Annotated in this window: 19 protein-coding genes and 1 tRNA gene; 8 read left to right on the forward strand and 12 right to left on the reverse strand. The window is 56.1% G+C overall.

Features of this window, described 5'->3' with window-relative positions:
• The first annotated feature begins 51 nt into the window (after positions 1 to 51).
• Complete coding sequence (locus tag HMPREF2958_RS03730) at positions 52 to 759, forward strand: DUF6318 family protein (protein ID WP_246828014.1); 708 nt, start codon at positions 52 to 54, stop codon at positions 757 to 759.
• A 7-nt stretch (positions 760 to 766) separates the two neighbouring features.
• Here the strand turns inward: HMPREF2958_RS03730 and HMPREF2958_RS03735 are convergent, their stop codons facing one another.
• The 5 genes from HMPREF2958_RS03735 to HMPREF2958_RS03755 form a co-directional block, all read right to left on the reverse strand.
• Positions 767 to 1,489, reverse strand: a complete 723-nt coding sequence (locus tag HMPREF2958_RS03735; protein WP_070696740.1) for a DUF6318 family protein — start codon at positions 1,487 to 1,489, stop codon at positions 767 to 769.
• Positions 1,490 to 1,853: 364 nt separating this feature from the next.
• Positions 1,854 to 3,410 carry a molybdopterin-dependent oxidoreductase gene (locus HMPREF2958_RS03740; RefSeq protein ID WP_004005513.1) on the reverse strand — a complete coding sequence of 519 codons (1,557 nt, stop codon included), beginning with the start codon at positions 3,408 to 3,410 and terminating at the stop codon, positions 1,854 to 1,856.
• A 661-nt stretch (positions 3,411 to 4,071) separates the two neighbouring features.
• Positions 4,072 to 6,075: an ABC transporter ATP-binding protein/permease gene (locus HMPREF2958_RS03745; RefSeq protein ID WP_070696744.1), complete on the reverse strand. Its 2,004-nt coding sequence runs from the start codon at positions 6,073 to 6,075 to the stop codon at positions 4,072 to 4,074.
• Positions 6,056 to 7,123, reverse strand: coding sequence for an efflux RND transporter periplasmic adaptor subunit (locus HMPREF2958_RS03750; RefSeq protein WP_141755788.1), 1,068 nt, complete (start codon positions 7,121 to 7,123; stop codon positions 6,056 to 6,058). Before HMPREF2958_RS03750 ends, HMPREF2958_RS03745 begins: the two co-directional genes overlap by 20 nt.
• Before the next feature lie 5 nt (positions 7,124 to 7,128).
• Positions 7,129 to 8,004, reverse strand: a complete 876-nt coding sequence (locus HMPREF2958_RS03755; RefSeq protein WP_070696749.1) for a hypothetical protein — start codon at positions 8,002 to 8,004, stop codon at positions 7,129 to 7,131.
• A gap of 540 nt (positions 8,005 to 8,544) precedes the next feature.
• On the opposite strand from HMPREF2958_RS03755, the gene HMPREF2958_RS03760 reads away from it, so the two are divergent.
• On the forward strand, positions 8,545 to 10,377 hold the full coding sequence (locus HMPREF2958_RS03760) for a DUF6493 family protein (RefSeq protein WP_070696752.1): 1,833 nt from the start codon (positions 8,545 to 8,547) through the stop codon (positions 10,375 to 10,377).
• A gap of 27 nt (positions 10,378 to 10,404) precedes the next feature.
• On the opposite strand, the gene HMPREF2958_RS03765 is transcribed toward HMPREF2958_RS03760, so the two are convergent.
• Positions 10,405 to 11,874 (reverse strand): cation:proton antiporter, encoded by a 1,470-nt coding sequence (locus HMPREF2958_RS03765; protein ID WP_070696755.1) that lies wholly within the window; start codon positions 11,872 to 11,874, stop codon positions 10,405 to 10,407.
• 334 nt (positions 11,875 to 12,208) lie between these two features.
• Here HMPREF2958_RS03765 and HMPREF2958_RS03770 point away from each other — a divergent pair, with 334 nt between their 5' ends.
• Positions 12,209 to 13,282 (forward strand): DUF418 domain-containing protein, encoded by a 1,074-nt coding sequence (locus HMPREF2958_RS03770; protein WP_070628219.1) that lies wholly within the window; start codon positions 12,209 to 12,211, stop codon positions 13,280 to 13,282.
• Positions 13,283 to 13,435: 153 nt separating this feature from the next.
• Complete coding sequence (locus HMPREF2958_RS03775; RefSeq protein ID WP_070628221.1) at positions 13,436 to 13,648, forward strand: helix-turn-helix transcriptional regulator; 213 nt, start codon at positions 13,436 to 13,438, stop codon at positions 13,646 to 13,648.
• A gap of 87 nt (positions 13,649 to 13,735) precedes the next feature.
• Here HMPREF2958_RS03775 and HMPREF2958_RS03780 read toward each other — a convergent pair whose 3' ends face one another.
• A complete protein-coding gene (locus HMPREF2958_RS03780; protein WP_070628223.1) occupies positions 13,736 to 14,119 on the reverse strand; it encodes a hypothetical protein in 384 nt (127 codons plus the stop codon).
• A 208-nt stretch (positions 14,120 to 14,327) separates the two neighbouring features.
• Positions 14,328 to 14,870 (reverse strand): PadR family transcriptional regulator, encoded by a 543-nt coding sequence (locus tag HMPREF2958_RS03785; protein WP_070449740.1) that lies wholly within the window; start codon positions 14,868 to 14,870, stop codon positions 14,328 to 14,330.
• Between the two features lie 144 nt (positions 14,871 to 15,014).
• Here HMPREF2958_RS03785 and HMPREF2958_RS11050 point away from each other — a divergent pair, with 144 nt between their 5' ends.
• Together HMPREF2958_RS11050 and HMPREF2958_RS03795 are read left to right on the forward strand one after the other, a co-directional pair.
• Positions 15,015 to 15,770, forward strand: coding sequence for a hypothetical protein (locus HMPREF2958_RS11050; protein ID WP_210400875.1), 756 nt, complete (start codon positions 15,015 to 15,017; stop codon positions 15,768 to 15,770).
• 104 nt (positions 15,771 to 15,874) lie between these two features.
• Positions 15,875 to 17,371: an MFS transporter gene (locus HMPREF2958_RS03795; RefSeq protein ID WP_210399786.1), complete on the forward strand. Its 1,497-nt coding sequence runs from the start codon at positions 15,875 to 15,877 to the stop codon at positions 17,369 to 17,371.
• A gap of 25 nt (positions 17,372 to 17,396) precedes the next feature.
• On the opposite strand, the gene HMPREF2958_RS10905 is transcribed toward HMPREF2958_RS03795, so the two are convergent.
• Both HMPREF2958_RS10905 and HMPREF2958_RS03800 read right to left on the reverse strand, forming a co-directional pair.
• A complete protein-coding gene (locus HMPREF2958_RS10905) occupies positions 17,397 to 17,642 on the reverse strand; it encodes a hypothetical protein (RefSeq protein WP_141755789.1) in 246 nt (81 codons plus the stop codon).
• A 364-nt stretch (positions 17,643 to 18,006) separates the two neighbouring features.
• Positions 18,007 to 18,585, reverse strand: coding sequence for a dihydrofolate reductase family protein (locus HMPREF2958_RS03800; protein WP_246826653.1), 579 nt, complete (start codon positions 18,583 to 18,585; stop codon positions 18,007 to 18,009).
• A gap of 76 nt (positions 18,586 to 18,661) precedes the next feature.
• Here HMPREF2958_RS03800 and HMPREF2958_RS03805 point away from each other — a divergent pair, with 76 nt between their 5' ends.
• Both HMPREF2958_RS03805 and HMPREF2958_RS03810 read left to right on the forward strand, forming a co-directional pair.
• Entirely contained in the window at positions 18,662 to 19,231 is a 570-nt protein-coding gene (locus HMPREF2958_RS03805; protein WP_048751243.1) for a TetR/AcrR family transcriptional regulator, read from the forward strand.
• A gap of 321 nt (positions 19,232 to 19,552) precedes the next feature.
• Positions 19,553 to 20,035: an NTP pyrophosphohydrolase gene (locus tag HMPREF2958_RS03810; RefSeq protein ID WP_070449745.1), complete on the forward strand. Its 483-nt coding sequence runs from the start codon at positions 19,553 to 19,555 to the stop codon at positions 20,033 to 20,035.
• Between the two features lie 84 nt (positions 20,036 to 20,119).
• On the opposite strand, the gene HMPREF2958_RS03815 is transcribed toward HMPREF2958_RS03810, so the two are convergent.
• Positions 20,120 to 20,196 (reverse strand) — tRNA-Pro (locus HMPREF2958_RS03815).
• 238 nt (positions 20,197 to 20,434) lie between these two features.
• Positions 20,435 to 21,253: an S-layer homology domain-containing protein gene (locus HMPREF2958_RS03820; RefSeq protein WP_246828015.1), complete on the reverse strand. Its 819-nt coding sequence runs from the start codon at positions 21,251 to 21,253 to the stop codon at positions 20,435 to 20,437.
• Positions 21,254 to 21,273 lie beyond the last annotated feature (20 nt).

Raw genomic sequence — 21,273 nt, forward strand, 5'->3', positions numbered from 1 at the left:
GTATAGGGTTTGGGTTGTTGCCTGGCTGATTTTGCTGCGATGAAGGGGAGTATGATGGGCAGATTATCTCGCCGATTAATGTTTACTGGTGGTTGGGGTGTTGTTGCTGGCTCGGTGTTGAGTGCATGTGCTGTTTCTAGGCCAGCTCCTTCTAGAACTGAGGGTTTTTCGTCTTCTCCTTCGTCTACGGAGGAGCCTTTTTGGAATAGTAAAGACTACTCTGGAGTAGTGAAGTTTGGTGATTATCAAACTGTGGGAAAGTTCGAAGCAGGAACTGTAGAGCATCCTGCCGTCAGTACACCTATACCGCGCCCTCATCAAACTTTTCAGGACTATTATGTATCAAATATTTACAGTGCAGTTGGTCTCTGGGTTTCTGCTCTGAATTATTTGTTGCTTACGGGGGAGGTAGAGCCTTTGAAGGTTATTGATCCTGAGTTGAAGACGGCTCGTCCTGATATTGTGAAGCTGTATGAGGATGAGACTGGGTGGGTGATTAGTCAGGATCAGTCACCGTTAAAAGGTGAGTTGTTGGAACCACATCCTGCAGAAACGTTGGAGGATTCGAAGGTGTTTACGTGGTCTGCTCGTTTAAAAGTAGATGCTGATGCCCTGGTGTTTTATACGGACACGAAGGAGAGTCGTCCTTTAGCAGATATTCTAAGGTTGCAACCGGGTGAGATGCAGCTGCAGATTGCGTATGTGGAGGGTAAATGGCGGTTAGATACTGCATATCACAGCATTTATACCGTGTCCTAAAAAAATATTAAAGTGGTTTTCTCTGGTTGATTGACCCGTCTTCTTTAACGAGGTTCCAGTAACCATCAAGATACCTGAGTCTGGCGTTAACTTCCTCCTTCTCTACCCTGTCAATAACTTTCAGGAAAGACTGCGTGGAATTATTGGTGGAGTCGTATACTTGAGCCTCCGAGGAAATATTGATAATACTTTGCCATATACGGTCAGGTGATTCTAGGGTAACGTCATGCGATCCTGGTGTTGAAAGTTCGATGGTAAAAATATGTTGTGGTCCTATAACCCATCCTGTATTTTTCTGATATAGATCAAGAACCGCTGAAGGAATAGTCGCGGTTGCATCGGTGACTTGGCTTAGTGGTTTAATGTCACCAGTAAGATATGCATAGTTGACGGACTCAACCCAATAGGCGAGGAAAGCATACATTCCGTCGCTGCTGTATTCATTGATGTAATGGGGTTGGAGAGGTTTAGGAACGTTTTGCGCCTTGTGTTCTTGGGTTCCAGGAACGTATTTCCCGTGCTTTTCATATGTTCCTAGCTGTATGGTGCCGCTGTAGTCTGCTCCACGGTTTTGTTCAAAGGTCTGTGAAGGGGTCGGATATACCTCACTATACTCGTACTGAGAAGTCCTACCTTCTGGCCGGGCACACGAACTTAACGTGAACGTCCCAGAAATACTGAGTCCGAGGGTGAGAATGGTTCTGCGTGTGGGCAGGTGCACGGAACTCATCGGGTCTCGCTTTCTACGCATTATGGCTGGTGTATTTACTTTACCGCATGGGGAGTATAGGTTTACGTGGTAGGTAGCTCTATTGCGAGCAGGGTAATGAAGGCGGGGAAGCAGAGGCAGCCGAAGAAGCCTGCTGCATTGCATACCCCGTATGCAATGCCACCGCACCACCCGGGCAGCATGAGAACAGCACAGAGGTAGATATACGGCAAGCGTGCAGAGGCAAAGTCAGCCACACACTAGCACGCACATCACGAGCTGGAGCGCAGCCGCCCCCAGCCACAGGCACAGCGAAGCCCCTGCCGCGCATCCGGGAGAGTAACCCGGTGCCCAGCAGGGGCTTCTAGGAACAAGCTACAGAACTTTACGCGCGAGCGTCGAAGTGCTGCAGACCGGAATCTTCGCGGCTACCGCCTTGACCGTCGCCAACATCGCGGTAATCGCTGATCCATTCAATTTTCTGAACCCACTTGACCATCTTGTAGCCGTGCATGGAATCTGCACGCAAGCGCAGGGGACCACCGTAAACATCTGGGAGGGGCTTATCGTTCATACCCCAAGCCAGAATGGTTTCGTCCTCCATTGCCATGGAGATATCCAAGCATTCGTAGTAGGGTTCGGTGGGGCGACCATCGTAGGTGTGACCCACGTGCCCGAAGGAAGTCACCATAACGTACCGTGCGTTATCGTCCTTTTCGACAAGGGCGAGTACATCACGCAGGCGAACGCCTTCCCATTTGGCGATGCCCGTCCACCCCTGCATGCAGGTGTGCATCGTAATATTGACTTCCTTGCCCAAGGACTTCAAATCGTCGATGCTTAGCGACTTCGGCTCTTTCACCAAACCGCCCAGCTCCAGGCGATAATCCACGAAGTCCTGTTCGCGCAGACGGTTCCATTCGGTGCTTTCACGCTCTGTAGGCGGGCGTGTGTTAACCCAGTGGAACGGCGAAATATCGGCGTCCGTGAAGGTCTGCTTCTTGACCTGGCGCGAGGAGATGCGATCCAGGAACAGGTTGCGAACCGGCTGGGTCAGACCCCAAACGAAGGTCTGAGCGAAGCGCAGGTCACGATGCGACCAGTAAGAAGCACCGATCCAGACCGCGAGAACCACGACGACACCAACGATCAGCATGGTCACTGCTTGGGCGAACTGTGCCGCATCAATCTCGTTGTAGTTCTTATTGAGCATCATGTGCGCAATGTTGTACTGCGGGTGAACGATAAGTACCAGCGCCACGTGCATGATCGTGAAGACGCAGTAGAACGCCATGCCCAAGAAGTGAATTGAGCGGGCGGTCTGGCGGTTACGGAACAACCGCACGTAGCGTGGGAAGCGACCGCAGAACGCGGGGCTCATGATAGGACCGGTGGCAATCATCAGTGGTGCCACGATGAAAACCACGGTGAAGTACATGAGCTTCTGAAGCGCATCGTAGGGTTGGAAATGCTCAATAGAGGGGATTTGGAAACCCGCGTAAATCTGGATGGACTGCCATGCCTCGGGGAAAATATCCCAGGAGGTAGGAACAATACGGCGCCACTGACCCGTAATAAAGAGTAGGCTCACATAAACCAGACCATTAGCAATCCAGATGACAGTAGTGAGAGCGTGCCAAGCACGTCCCAAGCCAATCTGAGCCTTACCGGGGAGCGAGATCAGAGGGGAGAGGCTTCGTTGATCGTCGCGGGCGGTGTATTCGCCAGGGACGGTTGAAACCTTATCCTTCGTGAACTTGAGCCACTCAGACCCGGGGGTGCAGTGGTTGTTCCAGTAAAAACGCGGATGTGAGGCAATAACTTCCCAACCGGATCGGATGAGAAGTCCAATCATCAGAAAGTTAATGAAGTGGGTGATGCGCAGCCAGGCAGGAAAGTCTAGTGCTACACCACCGGCACTCATCATGAGTGTTTGGTGCATTTGTCTTCCTTAGAATGACTGTGTGTGCGTATGAAATTAGTGTGTGAGGCCGTAAAGTTGAGATGCTCTAATGAGCTATTCAGAGGTTGAATCCATATCGTTCTCCGTCCCTGTAGAGCTCGTCTGTCAACGCGGGACTACCCGGAAGAGTCATGTCTCGACTAACCTGCAACCCCACATGAGATATTGGATTCTGTGGGATTTATGAGGAGCCCTGCCGTATCTATTTCATCTTAGCTGACACAGTGTCACTCGCAAAAGATAAGAGTCGTAACACGCCGAAAATTTGTCGTAAAAATACCGAATATTACGGACTTTTGAGGGTGTTAATGACCTTAAGTAATGCTGCCGGGTAACGATTACATGACGGGTAAATTATGGAATTTAAGAGGTTATATGTATGAAAATTTAGGATACCCTTTTTGTGGGTTTAGAGCGATTAAACCAAAATTACATGTTCTTATTTTATGGTTTCAGACACCTCAACTCGTCGGCACCCTGAGAACCGGAGTAGGCACGATGTACGCGAACGCAGCAGATGAGGCTCGGTTGGGCGCATCTCCCCGCCCGCACCTAGAGCGCGAGCAGATATTATTTCGGCGAGCAGATAGCGGATTGTTATCTGCTCGCCGAAATAATATCTGGGGGTAGAATCCTGACTCTAGACCGTGCGGATTGCATCGGCGGGTTGCGCGCGAGAGGCCACAATAGCCGGAACCATGGCAGATACCAGTCCGGAGATCCCACCTGCGCCGAGCCCCAGGAATAGGGGAGTCGCCTCCAGAATAGGTTTCCAGCCATTGAGTTGGCATATCAGTAAGGTTAGGAGCGTGCCTAGCGTAATCCCCAAAATACCGCCCGCAAGCCCAATAAAGAGCCCTTCAAGCAGAAACATGCGCCGTACTGCCGCTTTCGACGCTCCCACCGCACGCCGTAACGCGATCTCGCCGCGCCTGGTTTGCACGCTTAAATACAGAGTTGTGCCCGCGCTCAGTGCCGCCAGCAGAAGAATACCCCAGGAGGATACAAGCGAGAGGGTCGCAATATCGTTCGAGACCCCGCGATGCAAAGACCTCAAGTCTGTGACCGTCTGAACCTTGTAATTTTCCGGATGCGCCGCATCCACGCTTAAGGGCGCTACCTCAGAAACAGGCGCGGGGTAGCCTGGTTTAGTGCGCATGAGAAAAAGGTGCTCGTTTTGCGGGTATGACGATGCGCTCTTCATATCAAGTACCACAGCATTAAGCAGGAGAGCATCTCGGGGAGCTTCCTCAATAATGCCGACTACACTATACTCCCGCCCTTTGAGTGTCACGATGGAGCCGGCACCAGAACCGGAAATCCCAAGCTGTTCTGCTGCGTGCTTTCCTACGAGAGCCGAAGGGCGGTCTTGATTCGTATGCGCGCGGGTAAAAAGGGTGCGGGCGTTGCCTGGTTTGGTGACCGCCTCTGCCGCTTCCAGGTACCCCGTGTCGATAGCGTAGGTGAGCACGCTTATTTTATTGATGGGAACCGGTACGTCAAGCGGGAACTTTGAGACATCACCGGCGATGCTCGTGCGGTATCCGACAGCGGTAACCCCGTTAATCGCCGTGAGTTTTTGGGAAACCTCCCCGGCTTCTTCGGAGGAAAAATCTTGGGAGACGGGTGAAAGTCGAACCTCGTCGAGAGCCGCCGCTTCCAGGCGTTCACTGACCTGATGAGCGGTGCTGTTCAAGAGCCCCGAGGATGCCACCAGCCCGGTGACCGCGAGCGCATAGGCGGTGCAGAGCAAAGCTGAGCGTCCTAGCCGTGTTGTCATGGCGGCCGCCGCATCCCAGACGGAGGAGAACCAGGCGCGAACACCGCTGCGTTCCAAGGGCTGCTTTTTCTGCTGCCGTTCAGACATATTATGCTGTGGGGCGGTACTTGATTCTGCGTCCTCGAAGTGCACCTCTTCTAGATGGCCGTCTACCATGCGCAGACACCGGCTTGCCTGACGGGCAACATCTTCATCGTGGGTAATCAAAACAATGGTAGTACCCGTCGCATTGAGCCTTTTGAAATCTTGCATGACTCGCTCGGTAGTTACACGGTCCAGGTTTCCGGTGGGCTCATCAGCAAGAAGAATATCTGGGTGCGTGCTCAGGGCACGAGCTATAGCAACCCGTTGGCGTTCACCGCCGGAAAGCGCACCTCCGGAATACATGAGCCGGTGTTCCAGCCCCAACTGGGTGAGCGTCTCTTCGCTAATGCGTAGTTGTTCGTGAAGACCCACTCCCTGTACCCGAAGGGGAAGTGCAACATTGCGTATCACGCTTTCGTGGGGCAGCAGATGTGCGTCTTGAAAAACGAACCCGAGATGTCGGCTGCGCAGAATGTCCAGGTCGCGGGTCGGTGCATGGGTAATGTCACGTCCACGAAGAAAATAGCTGCCGTGCGTGGGGGTATCTAAGAGGCCGAGCACATTCAAGAGCGTAGATTTACCGGACCCGGAAGGACCGATAATTGCGAGCATATCGCCCGGGTACACCCGCAGGTCTAGGTTATGCAGAACGGGAGTATCGGCCCTGGTGTAGGTTTTGGATATGCCTACGAGCTCAAGAATAGGCTCATGCTCGTTGTTGATGGATTCCTCATGTTCGGTTTCGTAGGGCAAGTCGGCGCTACGGGGTTGGGATTTCAACGTCGGTTCCTTCCCGCAGCTCGTGGTCGCTTTTAATGGCCGCCCAGCCTTCAGCCTGGCGTACTACGGTCACGGTGACTTCTTCTCCACTGTGTAGGCGCAGATACTCTTCACCGTTTTTCTCACGCAGGGCTGTAATAGGTACGGCTAGTGTGGGGTCGCCGCTGCTTTTCACCTCAAGAGTTGCGGATGCACCATCGGGCGCTTGGAACCCTTCCGGCACGGTGAAGGTCACGTCTTTACCTGGTATATCGCCGGTGGCGTTAAACTCTGATATTGCGGTGACGGTTGCCGTTCCTGAGGCCCCACCGGCGGATTTTGCTTCGGCGGTGCTGCCCACGTGCAGATCACGGGTGACATCAATGGTTGCACGTGCCACGATCGTGGGAGAGCCGTTCCGTGTAGTCAACAGCGGATTCTCCCCCAGTACCGTACCCTGTGCTGCGATAGTTTCGACGGTGCGCCCCGCAGAGGGCACCAGCATAAAGGTTTTCCAGTCGATGCTTTCGACATCGCCGTTGGCAACCCCTAAGTTGTAGAGGAAGGACTGATAGGCCTTCATACTTTGTTCCGACCAGGTGCCGTCTGTACCAGGGGCATACCCCCAATTGGTGAGGGTCTGTTGGAGCGCCAGCACATCAGACCCCGAATCGTCTTTCTTGATGGTGCGGTAGAAAGGAATGGAATCGGGCATGGCAATAATGGGCACATCAGAGATTGTTGCCACAAGGTCACCGGGGTGAATAGTGCGCCCGGGTTCTACCGCAACGCGAGTAACCACGGCACGTTCAGCCCCTACAGCAGGGGAGTAGGGCTCAGCTTTACCCAGCTGCACTTTCCCTTGAAGTACCGTTGCCTGCCCTACCTGACGTTTCTCGATTTTGGTGGTGACGGTGAGTTTTTCTTGAGAGCTGGCAAGGGCCTCTGACTGTGCGGTACTCATATTTTTACCCACGATTAAACCTAGAACCAGAAAAAGCAGGTTAGCGCAGATAAAAATAATGAGGATGCGCGAGCGGGGAATGCGCTCCAAAGAAACGTGTGGCATATTTTTTACCATGAGGGTAGCGGCTCTCCGTGATCGGCTAATACTTTTTTAGCCTCTTCGATTTGGGCGTCAAGGTTTTTGCGGTATTCATCAAGCTGCGGCTTGTACTTTTCGATGGCTGCGGCCTGATATTGCGCCCGGCGGTTCATGGTTTTCATGAAATATCCGGTGCTGTCTTTGCAGTCTAGATCGGCGAGAGCGACTTCAATTTCTTTTTCTTTATCGCCGGGAACTTCTGGTGCCCAGTAGTAGTCTTTGGGAATAGAAATACCTTTATCTTTGAGGCATTGTTCCCATTCTCCGTGCCATTTTTTGACGTCTTCATCGCGCATCCATGCGGAGTCTGCTTCAAGATCAGCCTGAGCAACGATGGTGTTGGCTTCGGGCATTCGAGCGGGGAAATCGCCCAGCTGACGGATTGTATTTTGGCATTCGCTATATACTTCCATCTGGGCTTCCGAATATTCTTTGTGGGGAAGTAATGTAACTATACGAATTTTTGTTACATCATGGTCGATAGAGTATCCGTATTTGGAGACGTAGTCTTTATTCCAAATTCCGTACTGAAAATGTGGTTTAATTTCAACGCCATCTCCGGTGCTGCCGCTTGGAACTCCTCGCGCTACTGAACAGTCATTGTTATTGTAAATATTTGCACTGAGCGTTATAAGCCCTTCTGGTGTAGACATCATATATTTGTTGAGTGGAAGAATAATTTCCATATGTTCGTTATCAAAGGTTGCTTTAACATCTGAAAATTTTGAATAATTTAAATCTTTTCCGGCAGTAGGGTCACCCTGAGGTTCACCTGTGTGAGGTCCGCTTGAACATGCTGAACACAGGAGAGTAAGGCAGGTAATGGCAGAGAGAAGCCTTTTCATAGCTTTGGATTCTTTCGAGATGAGGGGACTGAGCATCCAGTCCAACAGAACCATGTGAGTGGTACAGCACGTTTTTGTGATGTATCTCAAATCTAGCGCAAATCACCCAGAAAGCAAGGCTGTAGAATTATAAAATTACCCATATTTATGAATAAATATCTGTTAGCTGTGAATAAATATTGATGAGATGTGTGGCATACACGCGAAAATGATGTGTTATAGCCCCCATATAAGGGATATATGCAGCTGATGTGCCTCAAAAGCCGGTGGATGCCCAACGCAACATGTATATATATTTTTTCTAAATAACGGATATCTATCTGACAGATGCTCGTCACGGGACGTCATATACCGTCTAAAACCCGGAATCTCGCAGGTAGCTCCGTCCCCCTATAATCGTGCGGGTTTCTGTCTGGGGAAGGGAGACCACGAACTTCGGACGGCGTGACCGCAGCGAACGCATCGACGCGGGAAAATCCCTACAATGAACCATAAACGCCGAACGAGCAACGCCTTGCGCCAAACCTACAGGAGCAGCAGATGAGCAATGATATGGATCTTCGCACCTCCTATAAGAAATTTATCCAGGACTTACCCCAGCTTCTCGCGGACAAAGGTCCCGAACAGGTATATGCCCTGTACAAAGCCGAGAATTATGGCAGCCTGCGCGCGGGCGGGTTCCGCGAGGAAATCGAACGAATGGCCAGTCCCGCACCTCACTGGTGTGATCAGGGGTTCTTTCGGTTAGCCGAGCTCTACGATGGGCTGCAGCTGAACCATGACGACGACTATTTTCTGGCGCTTATGAATCTGAACGTTTCGCTTCGGCAGAGCCTGCTGCGCCACGACCAGCAATTTCGTGACGAGCTGCTGTGGCACCTGTTCACCGTCGAGGGAACCCCCGAAAGGTCGTTCACGACGGTAGATAAAAATACGTTCAGAAACACCTGGCAGAGAGAACTGCTTGAGGCTTCTGCCGAGGGGCTGATTCCCCGGGAACATCTGCTGGATGCGTGCCTGGCATCGTTAGCGCGGGACTTCGCCGCCTACCGCGCCGGGTGGTTCTCCCGCATGTATGCCGCGCTCAAACCCACCGCCGCAGAATCCGCTCAACGGCAGGATACGCTCGTGAACCTGCTGGGGTCGCCGGTGGGCACGACCGTCACCCTAGCGGTCAAACAGCTTTCGGCGGTGCATCGGGCGGGGCTTCTTGAGGCCGACCGGTTCGTTCATGGATGCGCCCCCGCGCTGCTAACGAGCAAGGCGAATGCGCTGGCGATCCTCAAACTCTTGGCGTCTCTGCGCGGTACAGTCGGCGATGCGCCGGTTGCCGAAGCATCTGTTGTGGGGCTGAACCACGCGCATCCACAGGTGCAGGTGGCAACCGCAAAATTGCTGCATCAAGCCAAAGCGGCTGAAACGCTGTATCAGCATGTGCAGAACCTCAGCCCGGTTGCACGGCAGGAATTAGAGGATGCTGGGCTCCTGAAACGTACAGAAGAGGGAACCGCGCAGCATACAGCCTTGAAAGCCCCAGTTGAAACCGAGCAAACCGCCAAGGGCACGGACCACGATGCCCCGCATCCTGATTACATGCGTTCCGGGAAAGGTACGGAGAAAGTCCCCAATATTCTTGAGAGCATTCGAGTGAGTTGGGATTATCATGAAAGCGAGGCGAAACGCCCCAACGGCAAACCCGAAAACGTGTGGTGGAGCCCCACCGTGCACCTGCCTGCCGCAGAACCACACCACACGCCGGACGAAAAACATCTGCTCACCCTGCACTATGCGGCAACGAGCTGCGAAGAACTGGCGCGCCTCTGCCCTTCCTCCACAGTGCCCATGGCGGTAGGGCTGCTGGAACGATGGGTCTTTCTCGACGAAGAAGACGGGCACCACTATATGCATGATATGGTCCAGACCCTCAGGAACCATCCGGGGCAGTGGAACTCCATCACCGCGCAGGCGCTCGCTGTGCTGGCTATTTCAAAGCATCATATAGACCGTGCGGGAGCCGCCGAGCTGTTGGCGGAGAACCTTGACGGTCGGCTCTCCTACGAAGACGCCACTACAGGGTTTTCGCAGGCTGCTCCGGCGCTGATGTTTACCCGGTGGGCGCATACCTTCGAGGATATGGCGGCTATAGACCCGCACGTTACCTTGAGTTTCTTAGGCGGTCTGCTGCCGCATTGTGAGCGCACCCAGCACGGGATGGGGAAGCTCCTGGGAGTATATGCGCAGGAATACGTGCGTGCTTACGGCGCGAATGATTCCCCGCAGCTAAGCCTCGAGATGACCGCGTGGTTAGGCGGTTTTAAAGGATCTTCGCAAGCGGCAAAACATGCGCGGGCTATCCTCAAAACCCTCACCTAAATACGCTTCCTTAGCCCGGGGAACCAGCTAGTTCTCCGGCGGTTTCTGGGTTTTGGAGGACCCCGAAGAGTCATTGCCCCGCAGAGGACTGTGCGTTTCTTTCGTCGGTTTCACAGCCGGAATCATGCCGGTTGTGAGCTTCACCGTCGCGTTGCGGTGCGCCTTCAACGCATCAATCTGGGCACGTTTAGAAACGCCGGACTCAGCCTCAGCCGTCTGCGACCTAAAAGCCCGCTTAATGGCTGCAGCCCACAGCGGGAACAGCAGAACCGTGAGAGCACCGCCGGTCACCAGAAGCGATGCGGTAGAGCTCTCCAGCAGCCCCGAACTCGTGGCGATACTCGTGACCGCCACAATAATAGGCAGACCTGCCGCCGAATACAGCGCTAACTCAACCTTCTCGCTCATCGACTGCAGCCCCGAACCCGTGTTCGTGAACCGCTCCGCGATAAACACCGGCACTCCGCGCACCAGCAGAATACCAATAACCACCATCGCCAACAGCAGAGGCGAAGACGCCACCACAGAAGGGTTAATCCCCATGCCGCTGACCACAAAAAACAGTGGAATCATGAACGTAAACCCGACCGTCTCTAACCGTGCCGTGATCATATGAAGTGCGCCCACCGGGGTGAGCGAACGCATAATAATACCCGCAGCGAAGGCGCCGAGCACCGCATCCAGCCCGAAAAGCGCCGTAAACATAATGAGGGTAGCCAGCAGAAACATAGCAAGACGCAGCACGAGCTGACTGGTTGTGTTAGTTTCTACCGCCATAATCTGGCGCAGACCGGGCACTTTCTGCAGAAGACGATGCGGAATAATCGCCGTCACCACAGCAATCGCCATGAACCCCAGCAGAATCAGAATCGCCAAGCCCGGCGAATACGAGGAGAGCAGCAACGACATCGCAAAAATCGGGAAAAGCTCGCCAACGGCACCGTGCACCAGCACCGCATTACCCACCCGAGTACCCGCCGCACCATGCGATTTGAGCATGGGCAGCAGCGTGCCCAGAGCCGTGGAACTCAGCGCAATACCCACCGCAATATAGGTGTTAAAACCCTTGGCGAAACCGGTGATGAGCGCCGCCCCCAGCACGCCAAGCGCAAAACAGATAAACCAGGTTGCGATTGCGCTTTTACCCTGGCGGTTACGCAGCGAATCGACATTAATCTCAAACCCGGCAATCAGAAAGAGCATACCTAAACCCAGCTCTTTCAGCAGCGGAATGCCGCCGTCGCTGCCGGATGCCAGCCCCAGCACATTCGGACCAATGAGCACACCGCAGATCAGCAGGAACACAACATCAGGGATGCGCTTGCCCGTCAGCCGCGACATGATGGGCGAAAGCAGCGCCGCTAAGGTCACCCAGAAAATCGAGACATACTGCGCGGTACCCTCAACCCCGGACGCCTCGTGCGGACCCGCAGCAAGAATATGCGTGTGCGCGGCGGCGAGGGGCTGGGCAAGCTGAGAAACATCCAGAACGTTCATAGTGAAGAAAGCATACCTTAGATACTTCGGGTTATTCACATAGGAGGCTGCTTCAAGGAGGTCGGGCGTAAGTACAGCGGGCGAGGAAATTTACTCTAGCTGCCTAAGGTATCACATGACGTTCCGAAGTTAGCGGATAATCCGCACACAACAATCTGGTATCTTGCACCCACCCTGCACATCTGCGCCCTGAGCTGGGGCAAAACATTTTGACATCACGTGATGCGGCATACCCTCAACACGAACCGTCACAGCATCAGGCGCCGCTAGAAACCGCCCGCAGAACACGGTACCGTAGAATGCACCACCACAGGCACGAGCGAGCAGGAGACGCATGCTACCGGAAACCAACACCCGGCGAGATACCGGGTTAGACAGCGCTCGCGCTTTTGCGCTTCTGCTCATGCTTATTCCTGTGAGCGTAAGCCTTAATCTGGTGCCCGGCAAACATTTGAGCTGGCTTTCACAGGTGCTTCCGCAGGCGTTGAATCTGTTCGCCGTGATTCTGGGAGCGGCTGCATATTTATACTCCCGCAAGGTGGCTTTTCCGCAGTTTTTTGCGAGCAGTATCGTGCGTTTTCTGGCGTTCTGCGTGCTCGGCTGGGTTCTCGCCCAACTTCCACACAGCGCATTTGCGGATCAGGCTTTTTCCGGGTGGAAAGACTTCCCCATCCGTTTCGATATGCTTCTGCCCCTGGCCGTGCTGACCCTGCTGAGCATCGGGCTGGTATATATGCCGTTCTGGGTGCAGCTTGCTGTGACCGTGCTTGCCAGCCCCGCCGTGCCGTTCACTTACGAACGGCTGAGCGTGGGCGGGTGGACTGCCGACGACTGGCTGCATCGTGCAATCCCAGCAATCGTGAACGAAAGCGCGGGAACCATGTTTCAGGATGGGTTCAAACTCATTTGGCTTATGGGCTTGGGCATGGTGCTGTGGCGAGGGTACGAAAAACTCGGCGCACGCCTAGGCACACCGGTGGCGCTGGGTTCTCTTGCCGTGAGCATCTACCTGTGGGTGTATCCGCATGCCCAACTGGGACCGCTCACGTGGCCGATCGTACTCACCATCATAGGCGTGGTGGGAACCATCTGCACCTGGGGCGAACTTGCGCGGCTCAGCGCCGGAAAAGGCGTGCTGGAACCGTTCGCGCGGCTGGGTCGAATGTCGCTGAGCGCATCCATTGTGATGCTGGGGCTGGCATTCTACGGCGGCGGGCGGCTCGTGACGATGGTCGCCGGTGAAGGTTATCGCGCCCCGCAGCAGGGGAGCGTCTATAGTTATGCGCTTTGGTTCGGGTTCTTGCTTGTATGGTGGGTGCTGGCGATGATGCTGTGCACCCTGTGGGAGAAAATTCAGCAGCGTGGTCCCCTCGAAATGGCGCTCGCCCTCATGAGCGGGCGGGGATAGGGCCTGGACTCGGTGGCTACAGTCCCGAAGATCTCGTCCTCGCATCGCAGCGCGGACAGGCCCGAAAGACACTCGCTGCCTCAACGATAAAAAATGAGGTAAGGGTGAACCAACACGCTAAGGATCTGGCAGAGCAATACGGCACTAAGTGTAATGGTGGTCATCAGTTTGGTGGGTCGCTGGAGCCAAGCTGACCTCGCCGAATGTATCAACGTGTCACGGCAGACGATCGTCTCACTAGAGAACGGTCGATACGAGCCGACTCTGAAGACCGCCATGCGGTTATCGGCAGTGTTCGATGCACCGATCGAGGAGAAGATCTTCAGCCCAGACCCCGACGACCTCAGCCTCGTTCGCACAGACTGACCACACGCGCCCTTGACCCACAAGACACCGAACGCCTCGATTCATCTGGATGGACCCCCATACAGCGAGGCCACTACGAGCACATCGTTACCCTCCGCCCAGGGCGATGACGAGCGTTGCTGCTGTCAGCAGGAGGCTGGTCGGTGCCATCGTCCAGCGTTCGGCGGGGCTGCGCGAGATCGCGTTGAGCGCCACGCTCGCGGCGAAGAACGCGAACACCACCCAGGTCAAGACGATCACCGCTGTACTGTCTCCGGCCGGGAGAACGCCCGCACGGCTGAGCAGCAGGGCCGCCAACCCCGCGTACACCAGCACCGACGCCGCACTGGCGACGCGGAGCCCGCGCGGCAGAACGCGGTGCTGGCCGCCCCATACGAAACGACCATAGGGAAGGCCCGACGCGGCGAGGATCTGCATGATGGCGAGCGCCGCCAGCAGCGCGAGCGCGACGACAAGAGCGATGGCGGTCATGTGGTTTCCTCTCGCCGAGCCTCTGCATTGCGAGCACATGCGCGCGGATGCCGTGGTCCAGGGTTGACCGCCGTCTTGCTCCTGTACCGCTTGACCAGGTGCCGGGCATCGACAGTCAGAGGCGGAGTCGCGGTATCCATCATTCACTCCTCAGATCGTGGGCCATGCTCGGTCGAGTACGTGCTGGTAGGGCTCTTCCTAGTCACGGTCACTCCTGAGAGTTCTCGGTCGACTCGGCGAGTCCGAGCAGCTGGCGTGTCTCGCGCAGCCACTCCCGTTCGGCCTCGGCGTGGACCAAGCCATTGCGCAGGGTCGCCGTCTGCAACAGCCCCATCAGGTCATCGGACCTGATCGTGATCGAGGATAACGTGGTCAACGCCTCGTTCATCTGACGCTCCCGCTCATCAAGCATCCTCTCCACCCCTTCCCGGCCGATCAGGGCGGCAAAGAACAGCCGGGCGAGGAACGGCTCCTTGGGAAGGTCCTCCTCCACCGGAGACGACAGCCAGTCCGTCAGCTCCGCGCGCCCGGCGTCGGTCAGGGAGTGCACCTTGCGGTCGGGCTTGCCGTCCTGTCGCACCACCTCTGTCGTGATCGCCCCCGCCCCGCTCAGCCGATCCAGCGTCCGATAGATCTGCGATCGGTCGGCGTGCCAGAAGTGCGCTACCGAACTTGCGAACGCACGTGCCAGGTCGTAACCACTTGCGGAACGGATCGACAGCAGCCCAAGGATCGCGTGCTTCAACTCCATATCACATAGTCTACCACACACCTATATGACTATGCACCTATGAGTTCGGAATCTACGAGCACACTGGTGCTGCGGTCACCTGTCCAGGGACGACCCGCCATAGCGTGGGCCGCGGTCTTGAGTCAGGGCACGCGAGGATTGGAGTTGGCGGTGACGTTCCTCGACAGTACGGTCGGTGGCATCGCGCTGCATCTGCTCGATGGCACGGGGCTGCTTGACGCGTCGAAGTGGGGTGCGTGGTTGTGGTCGCACTTGTGGATGGAGGCTGCTGACGGGGTGCTGCATCAGGAGTGTGGCTGGATGCGCGAACCAATCATAGGGCCTCATCTTCGCAGTGAAAAGGATGCTGCGTTTGAGTTGGATCAGTTTCCTCGGGATCCGCAGTGGGTTCCGGAGTGGATGGCGGTCAAGGCGACTGCTTATCACAAGGAGGCGGAGAAGTGGGAGCGTCGGGCTAGGAAGAAAGCCGAGAAGGCTGAGGCTGGGGGGGGGCAGCTGTATGTGACTGGGCGCATCAAAGATATGATGATTGTGAGGGGGAAGAACTATTTCCCGAACGATATTGAGAAGTCTTTGCGAAGGGACTTGCCAATCCTGCGTGGGCGGCGGTTTGTCGTGTTCCAAAATACGGAGGACCTTATCTATTGCTTCGTGGAGGAGGTGATTGAGATAGGCGATAGCACGGGTGTTCCAGGTCTTGTTCGGGACAGTGATGATGAGGTTGGCAGCATGTTGCGATCCGGAATCGCGCGTAGCGTGGCGCAAAGATATGGTTTGTATGTTGCTGATATGCGGGTGGTTCCGGCGGGCAGCTTGCCGACGACTGTCTCTGGAAAGATTGTCCGGACAGGTTTGGAGGACCTAATCAGTCGGTTAGACGTTGGAGAGAACGACGAGTGAGTTGATGGTATATGGGAACTGCAGTAGAGTCCGGTAGTCGCGAAATTACAGATTTAAGGGATAGCCGCGTTCTAGCGCTTGTGCTCGTCTGCACGGTGAGTTTCATGAACGTCCTGGATATCACGGTGGTGTCGGTGGCACTGGGTGATATCGGGCAGAGTCTTGGTGGGTCGCAGAGTGAGTTGCAGTGGGTAGTGGACGCTTACACGTTGCCGTTGGGAGCGTTGCTGATGTCAGCGGCGACTTTGAGCGGAAGTCTGGGGCGGCTGCGATTGTTCCGATGGGGGCTGATCCTGTTCACGGTGGGGTCGGCCGTGTGCGCGTTGGCCCCTTCGATGGTCGTACTCAACGTTTTCCGGGCTCTTCAGGCGGTCGGTGGGGCGATCTTCTTGGGCGTCGGCGTGCCGATGATCTCTGATCGCTATGCCGCCGGACGCGAGCGGGCACGAGCTACCGGGATTTACGGGCTCATCTCAGGGGTGGCTATCGCAGTGGGGCCACTGGCAGGCGGCGGTCTGGTCCTAGTCGCCGGGTGGCGCTCTATCTTTTGGATTAACGTCCCTGTGGGGGTGGTGTCCTGGTTGGCGTCGTGGTATGTGAAGGATCACGGCGCGGATCGCAGAGGTTCAGACATGGACTGGCCCGGAACGCTGCTGGCAGTCCTTGCCGCCGGGGGCGTGACGGTCGTCCTGCTGGAGGGGTCGGCATGGGGGTGGACCAGTGCGCGCACACTTGGTGGCGTTGCCGTCGGACTGGCCGCGATGGGTTTGTTCATGGCCGTCGAGCGGCGCTCGGACTCACCTATGGTTCCGGGACGCCTGCTGACTGACCGGCTCTATGTGGTGAGTATCCTGACCGGCTTTGCCGTCCAGGCTGGTCTGGTGGGGCAGATGCCCTGGCTGTCGCTGTATGCGCAGAATATCTACCTGTTGTCACCCCTGCAGGCCGGACTCTGCTTCCTCCCGTTCAGTCTCTGTGCCATCGCGGGGGCGTGGCTGTTTCGTGGCGGTAATAGGCGCTGGGCGCCGTCGGCCAGGCTGCTGGGGATCCTTGTCGTCGGGTGCGCGGCGCTGATGTCATGGGTACTGTTGTACGGCTCATCGACCTGGGTGGCGCTCCTGCCGGGTCTGATCCTGGCAGGCATTGCGGTTGGCGCTGCCGGGACCGTAGTCAACGAGCTGGCGGTTGCCTCCTTCGAGGGTGATGACGCAGGTGCGGCCTCTGGGCTGTCCGCTGCGATGAGGCAGATCGGTGTGGTACTCGGCGTGGCTGTCTCCGGCGTGGGGTTCGGTGGCGCGAGCGAGCACGTGGTGCGTGATCAGTGGCCGGTGGGTGCGCAGGAGCTTGTCAGCAGCGTGCGCTCAGGACAGGGACTGCGTACGACGGCTAGTGCTCCCGGTGCCGGGCGCAGCCTTCTTGCCGACGTCGTGCACCGTGCCACCGACTGGGGGATGGTGACCAGTTTCGCGATCGGGCTGTTCATCATGCTAATGGTGCTGGTTACCGGTGTCCTGTGGCTACGACGAGGAGGCGTCAACATGCCGACTCCGGGGAAGAAAAACTCCCCCGGTCCGAGAAACACCGCGCACCCCGCACACTAAGCGTCATGAGTCAGGCGTTTTCGCCTCACAGCTCTAGAATGCTCGGCTTCGGCGTGCCTTCTTGGGCTTCTTCAGTAGGTCGGTCATGGGGAAGTTCACATACCAGGCCTGGCGCTACCCCGGCAGAACACCAGAATTGGAGCACGATTCCGGGGACATGAATCTTCATATCCCCGAACTCGGTATTCCGCGAGATTAAGTCACAAGGACGACCCTCAAGAAATCTGCTTTCCCAAGACTTCAGCCACAACCGCCAAAGCTGTAAATGCATGAAAACTTTGATAGGACATGACGGATTATCTTAGCAGGTTGATCACAGCCTTGCGTGAGGCTGAGATTCACGTTCAAGGCAACAAAGGACTTGTGAGTTTTCCCCGCAGGCGAAACATCAACGACGCCTGCTTCTGGGCAACCAATGACACATGGAATGTGGGCTATTCACGCTGGCTCACGGATCCAATAGCAATTCTCACCACTCCTGATCGTGATGTCTCACTGCGCTGGCTGATTTGCTGCATCGGCAACCTGTATCGCAAGAAGCAGAATGATTCTACCTCCTCCCTCTCCGAACCACTTCCGGATTCGCGAACGGCTGGAAAGTTCCCGAACCCAGCAACGGATAGGCGCGTAACGGACTACTGTCGGATAGTGCGGGCGTATTCCTCCATCACGACGCCGGATTCAAAGCTTCGACAACTCACCAGATCAAAGTTCTGTATGACGGTACCAGCATTGCCGAACAGCCGGACACCATCACCAAGGACGACGGGATTGCGTTTGAGAATGAGGCGGTCGATCTCGGGCAGCAGCTCTCCTGCAAGATTTCCACCACCGCAGAGATAGATCGCAAGCCCCTCTTGCTGCTTCAGCTCACGCACAGTCGCAAGCGCGTCAGCGGTGAATGTCACGCCAGCTGGCGGGGCTGTCTCCGAGCGTGTTGCGACGAACTCGCTCAGGTGTGCATAGGGTCGTTCAATACCGGCCGCCCGCGCAATGTCATAACTTGCTCGCCCTTGAATGACCGTGTCGAAGCGATTACCTGGCGGATGCATATCGAGCGCCGCGAGTACATGGGCGGGGAGCGCATCGGCGAAGTCACTCAAGTAGACAGCCATGTGATCCCCTTCAACGGGGAAGGCGTCGTAACTGCCGTCCGGTGCGGCGATGTAGCCATCGATAGACACGGCGACGTAGTAAATCAGTTCACGCATCATATCTCCAATCACTACTTTTGTCGTGGTTAACATGACTTTACCACGATATCAGTAGTACATGCGATAGCATGATCACATGGTCCGTAATGCTGAACGACGCACACTGCTCTCCGACGCTGCTGTACGAGTACTCGCTCAACAAGGCTCACGCGGTCTGACGCATCGGGCGATCGACGCCGAGGCGAAAGCACCCAGAGGTACAGCCTCGAACTACTTTGCCTCGCGCGATGAAATCATCGATGCGATCCTGCTCCGTATCAGTGAACGTCTGCAGCCGGACCCCGACATCCACGCTGACCTTGCCCAGCGACCTCCCGGCGTTGAGCTATTCACCGAGTACTTGCGCGACATTGTCCACCGGCTGACAGACAACCGTGATGCTGCGATAGCGCTCTTCGAGCTGCGGCTCGAAGCCACCCGCCGCCCGCGCGTCGCGGAGGTGCTCACCACCTGGCGGCGAGCAGGGCTTCAAGCCGATATCGAGTTCAACGAGAAGATGGGCCTACCCGGTCGGCCTGCGGACATCACGCTTTTCCACTACGCCCTCGACGGACTGCTTCTTGATCATCTCACCGTTCCCGTGGATGAAACTGTCAACCCTGACGAAGTGGTGAGCGTGCTCGCCCACCGAATTCTCGGCAGCTGACGCAACCCATCACTTTAAAGTCGCCAACATGCTGGGTTCTCCCCAGACCCTCCAGCTCAATCCTGCTCTGCCGAGTAGACGCGGTCTACCAACGACAGCTCAAACTGCTGCATTTTGTGTCGCTGTCCAGGGCATGCTTGTCACGCAGATACTCCAGCGTCAGAACGAGGTTCTCAGTGGGGCCACTGCGTGCTGCGCATAGGCGCTCGCTCTCATGAGCGGGCGGGGATAGCCCGGCGAAGTGACGAATATGCTGGCACGCACGGTTTCTCTTCGATACTCTGGTGCCTACTGAAGAACACGTGAGAGAGGAATAAGTCCGTGACGTACTTTGCGCACAGGGTGGTGGGAAAAACTGAATATGACGGATTCGATGTCCCCCAGACTCCGCAGTCTTTCGCCGACGATACCGAGCAGCGCCTCACTGATCCCGACTTTTTGGAGGGTGACAAACGCTTTGCCCTCGTGGTGTGGGCTCTGCCTGAAGGCGTGAACCATGTTGATGACGTTCCCCAGGATTCGGTGGCGCACGGCAACTATATACAGTGTGCCGGTTCCACGCATGCGATGACGGAAATTAGGGTGGCTGCCGAAGATGGCTCGTACGAACAGTACACGGTGGCCCGCAAACCCGTGACCGACCCCGATGCGTGGACAACCATCACATGGGTTGGTAACCGTATGCCCGTTCAAGTGCACCCTGAAGAGGTTTTCACGGGTGAGCAGGCGGCGCCTATCTTCCGCGCTTACATTGAGGACGGCGTGATTCCGCCGCGCGATTTGCTGCGTACATTGGATATTTAGACATTTGACTCGGCCCAGTGGGTGACCCGAGCAGAAAGCATATACAGAAAACCCCCTGAAGATTACTCTCAGGGGGTTTAGAGTTGGTCGGGATGACAGGATTTGAACCTGCGACCTCGTCGTCCCGAACGACGCGCGCTACCAAGCTGCGCCACATCCCGGTGTTAACCTGTCGGACAACCCGCAGGCAACTCATCAATAATAGCCGAAGAACCCGGGGAAAGCAACACGAATAAGCCCTCTCAAAAACCTGTAAACCCTGATTTTCCAGGGGATTAAGCGCGGTGTCTTGTGCGTGTGCTTCCACATCCTGCGTGACACAGCATAGGCGCGGAAGCACACGCAACACCGGAGAGAAACGCTCAACGTTTCCCGCAGCGGCTGTACAAGATTACCCGCTTAGATTTTGGCGAAGCGGAACACAAATGCGGCAGTCGCTTCACGAGTAACGGGCTCGTGCGGACGGAAAGTGCCGTCGGGCCAGCCGGTCGTGATCTTCTGAGCCTTAAACCATGCGATTTCACGGTAGAACGGGCTCTTCGAGGTCACATCCTTAAAGGGATCCTGAGTCGGTGCCGCATCGTCGTTCATATTGGCGGCACGGTAGAAGAACGCCGCCAGAGCCTCACGAGTAACGGAATCGTGCGGGCGGAACGTGCCATCCGACCAGCCGGTCGTGATGTGCTGCTGGTGCATCCACACGATCTCCTTGTAGAAGGGATCGCTCGGAGCAACGTCGGTGAACGGCGACTGCTTGGGTAGAACAACATCGGGTGAGCCAGCCATCCGGTAGAAGTATGCGGCAATTGCGGCGCGCTCAATATTCTGGGACGGGCGGAATGTGCCATCGGGCCAACCCGTCGAGATACCGGTCTGTCCCAGCCAGGTGATCTCCTGATAGAACATGTGGGTCTGGGGAACATCCTTGAAGACTACCGCCGCTGGCTTTTCGCTCGGCGCGGGTGCGGATGCCTCCGGAGACGGGCCGTCACTCGGAGCCGGTGCGACTACAGGCGCCGCGGGAGTCGGATCTACCGAGAGCCCGGGGTTCGTCTCAGCTGCCGGTGCGCTGGGTGCTGCAGATGCGCTCGGCGCAGGATCCGCTGCCTTCGCAGTTTCCGCAAAAGCAGGCTGAGCGGCAAAGGTCAGGCCAAGAGCAAGAGTGAGTGCAGAAGCGGTGCCCTGAGCCAGAAACTTCCTCGCATCATTGCGTGACATATTTTCCTCCATGAGGTTAT

Origin of the sequence: Rothia sp. HMSC036D11, assembly GCF_001814205.1 — a bacterium.
Lineage (GTDB): Bacteria > Actinomycetota > Actinomycetes > Actinomycetales > Micrococcaceae > Rothia > Rothia dentocariosa.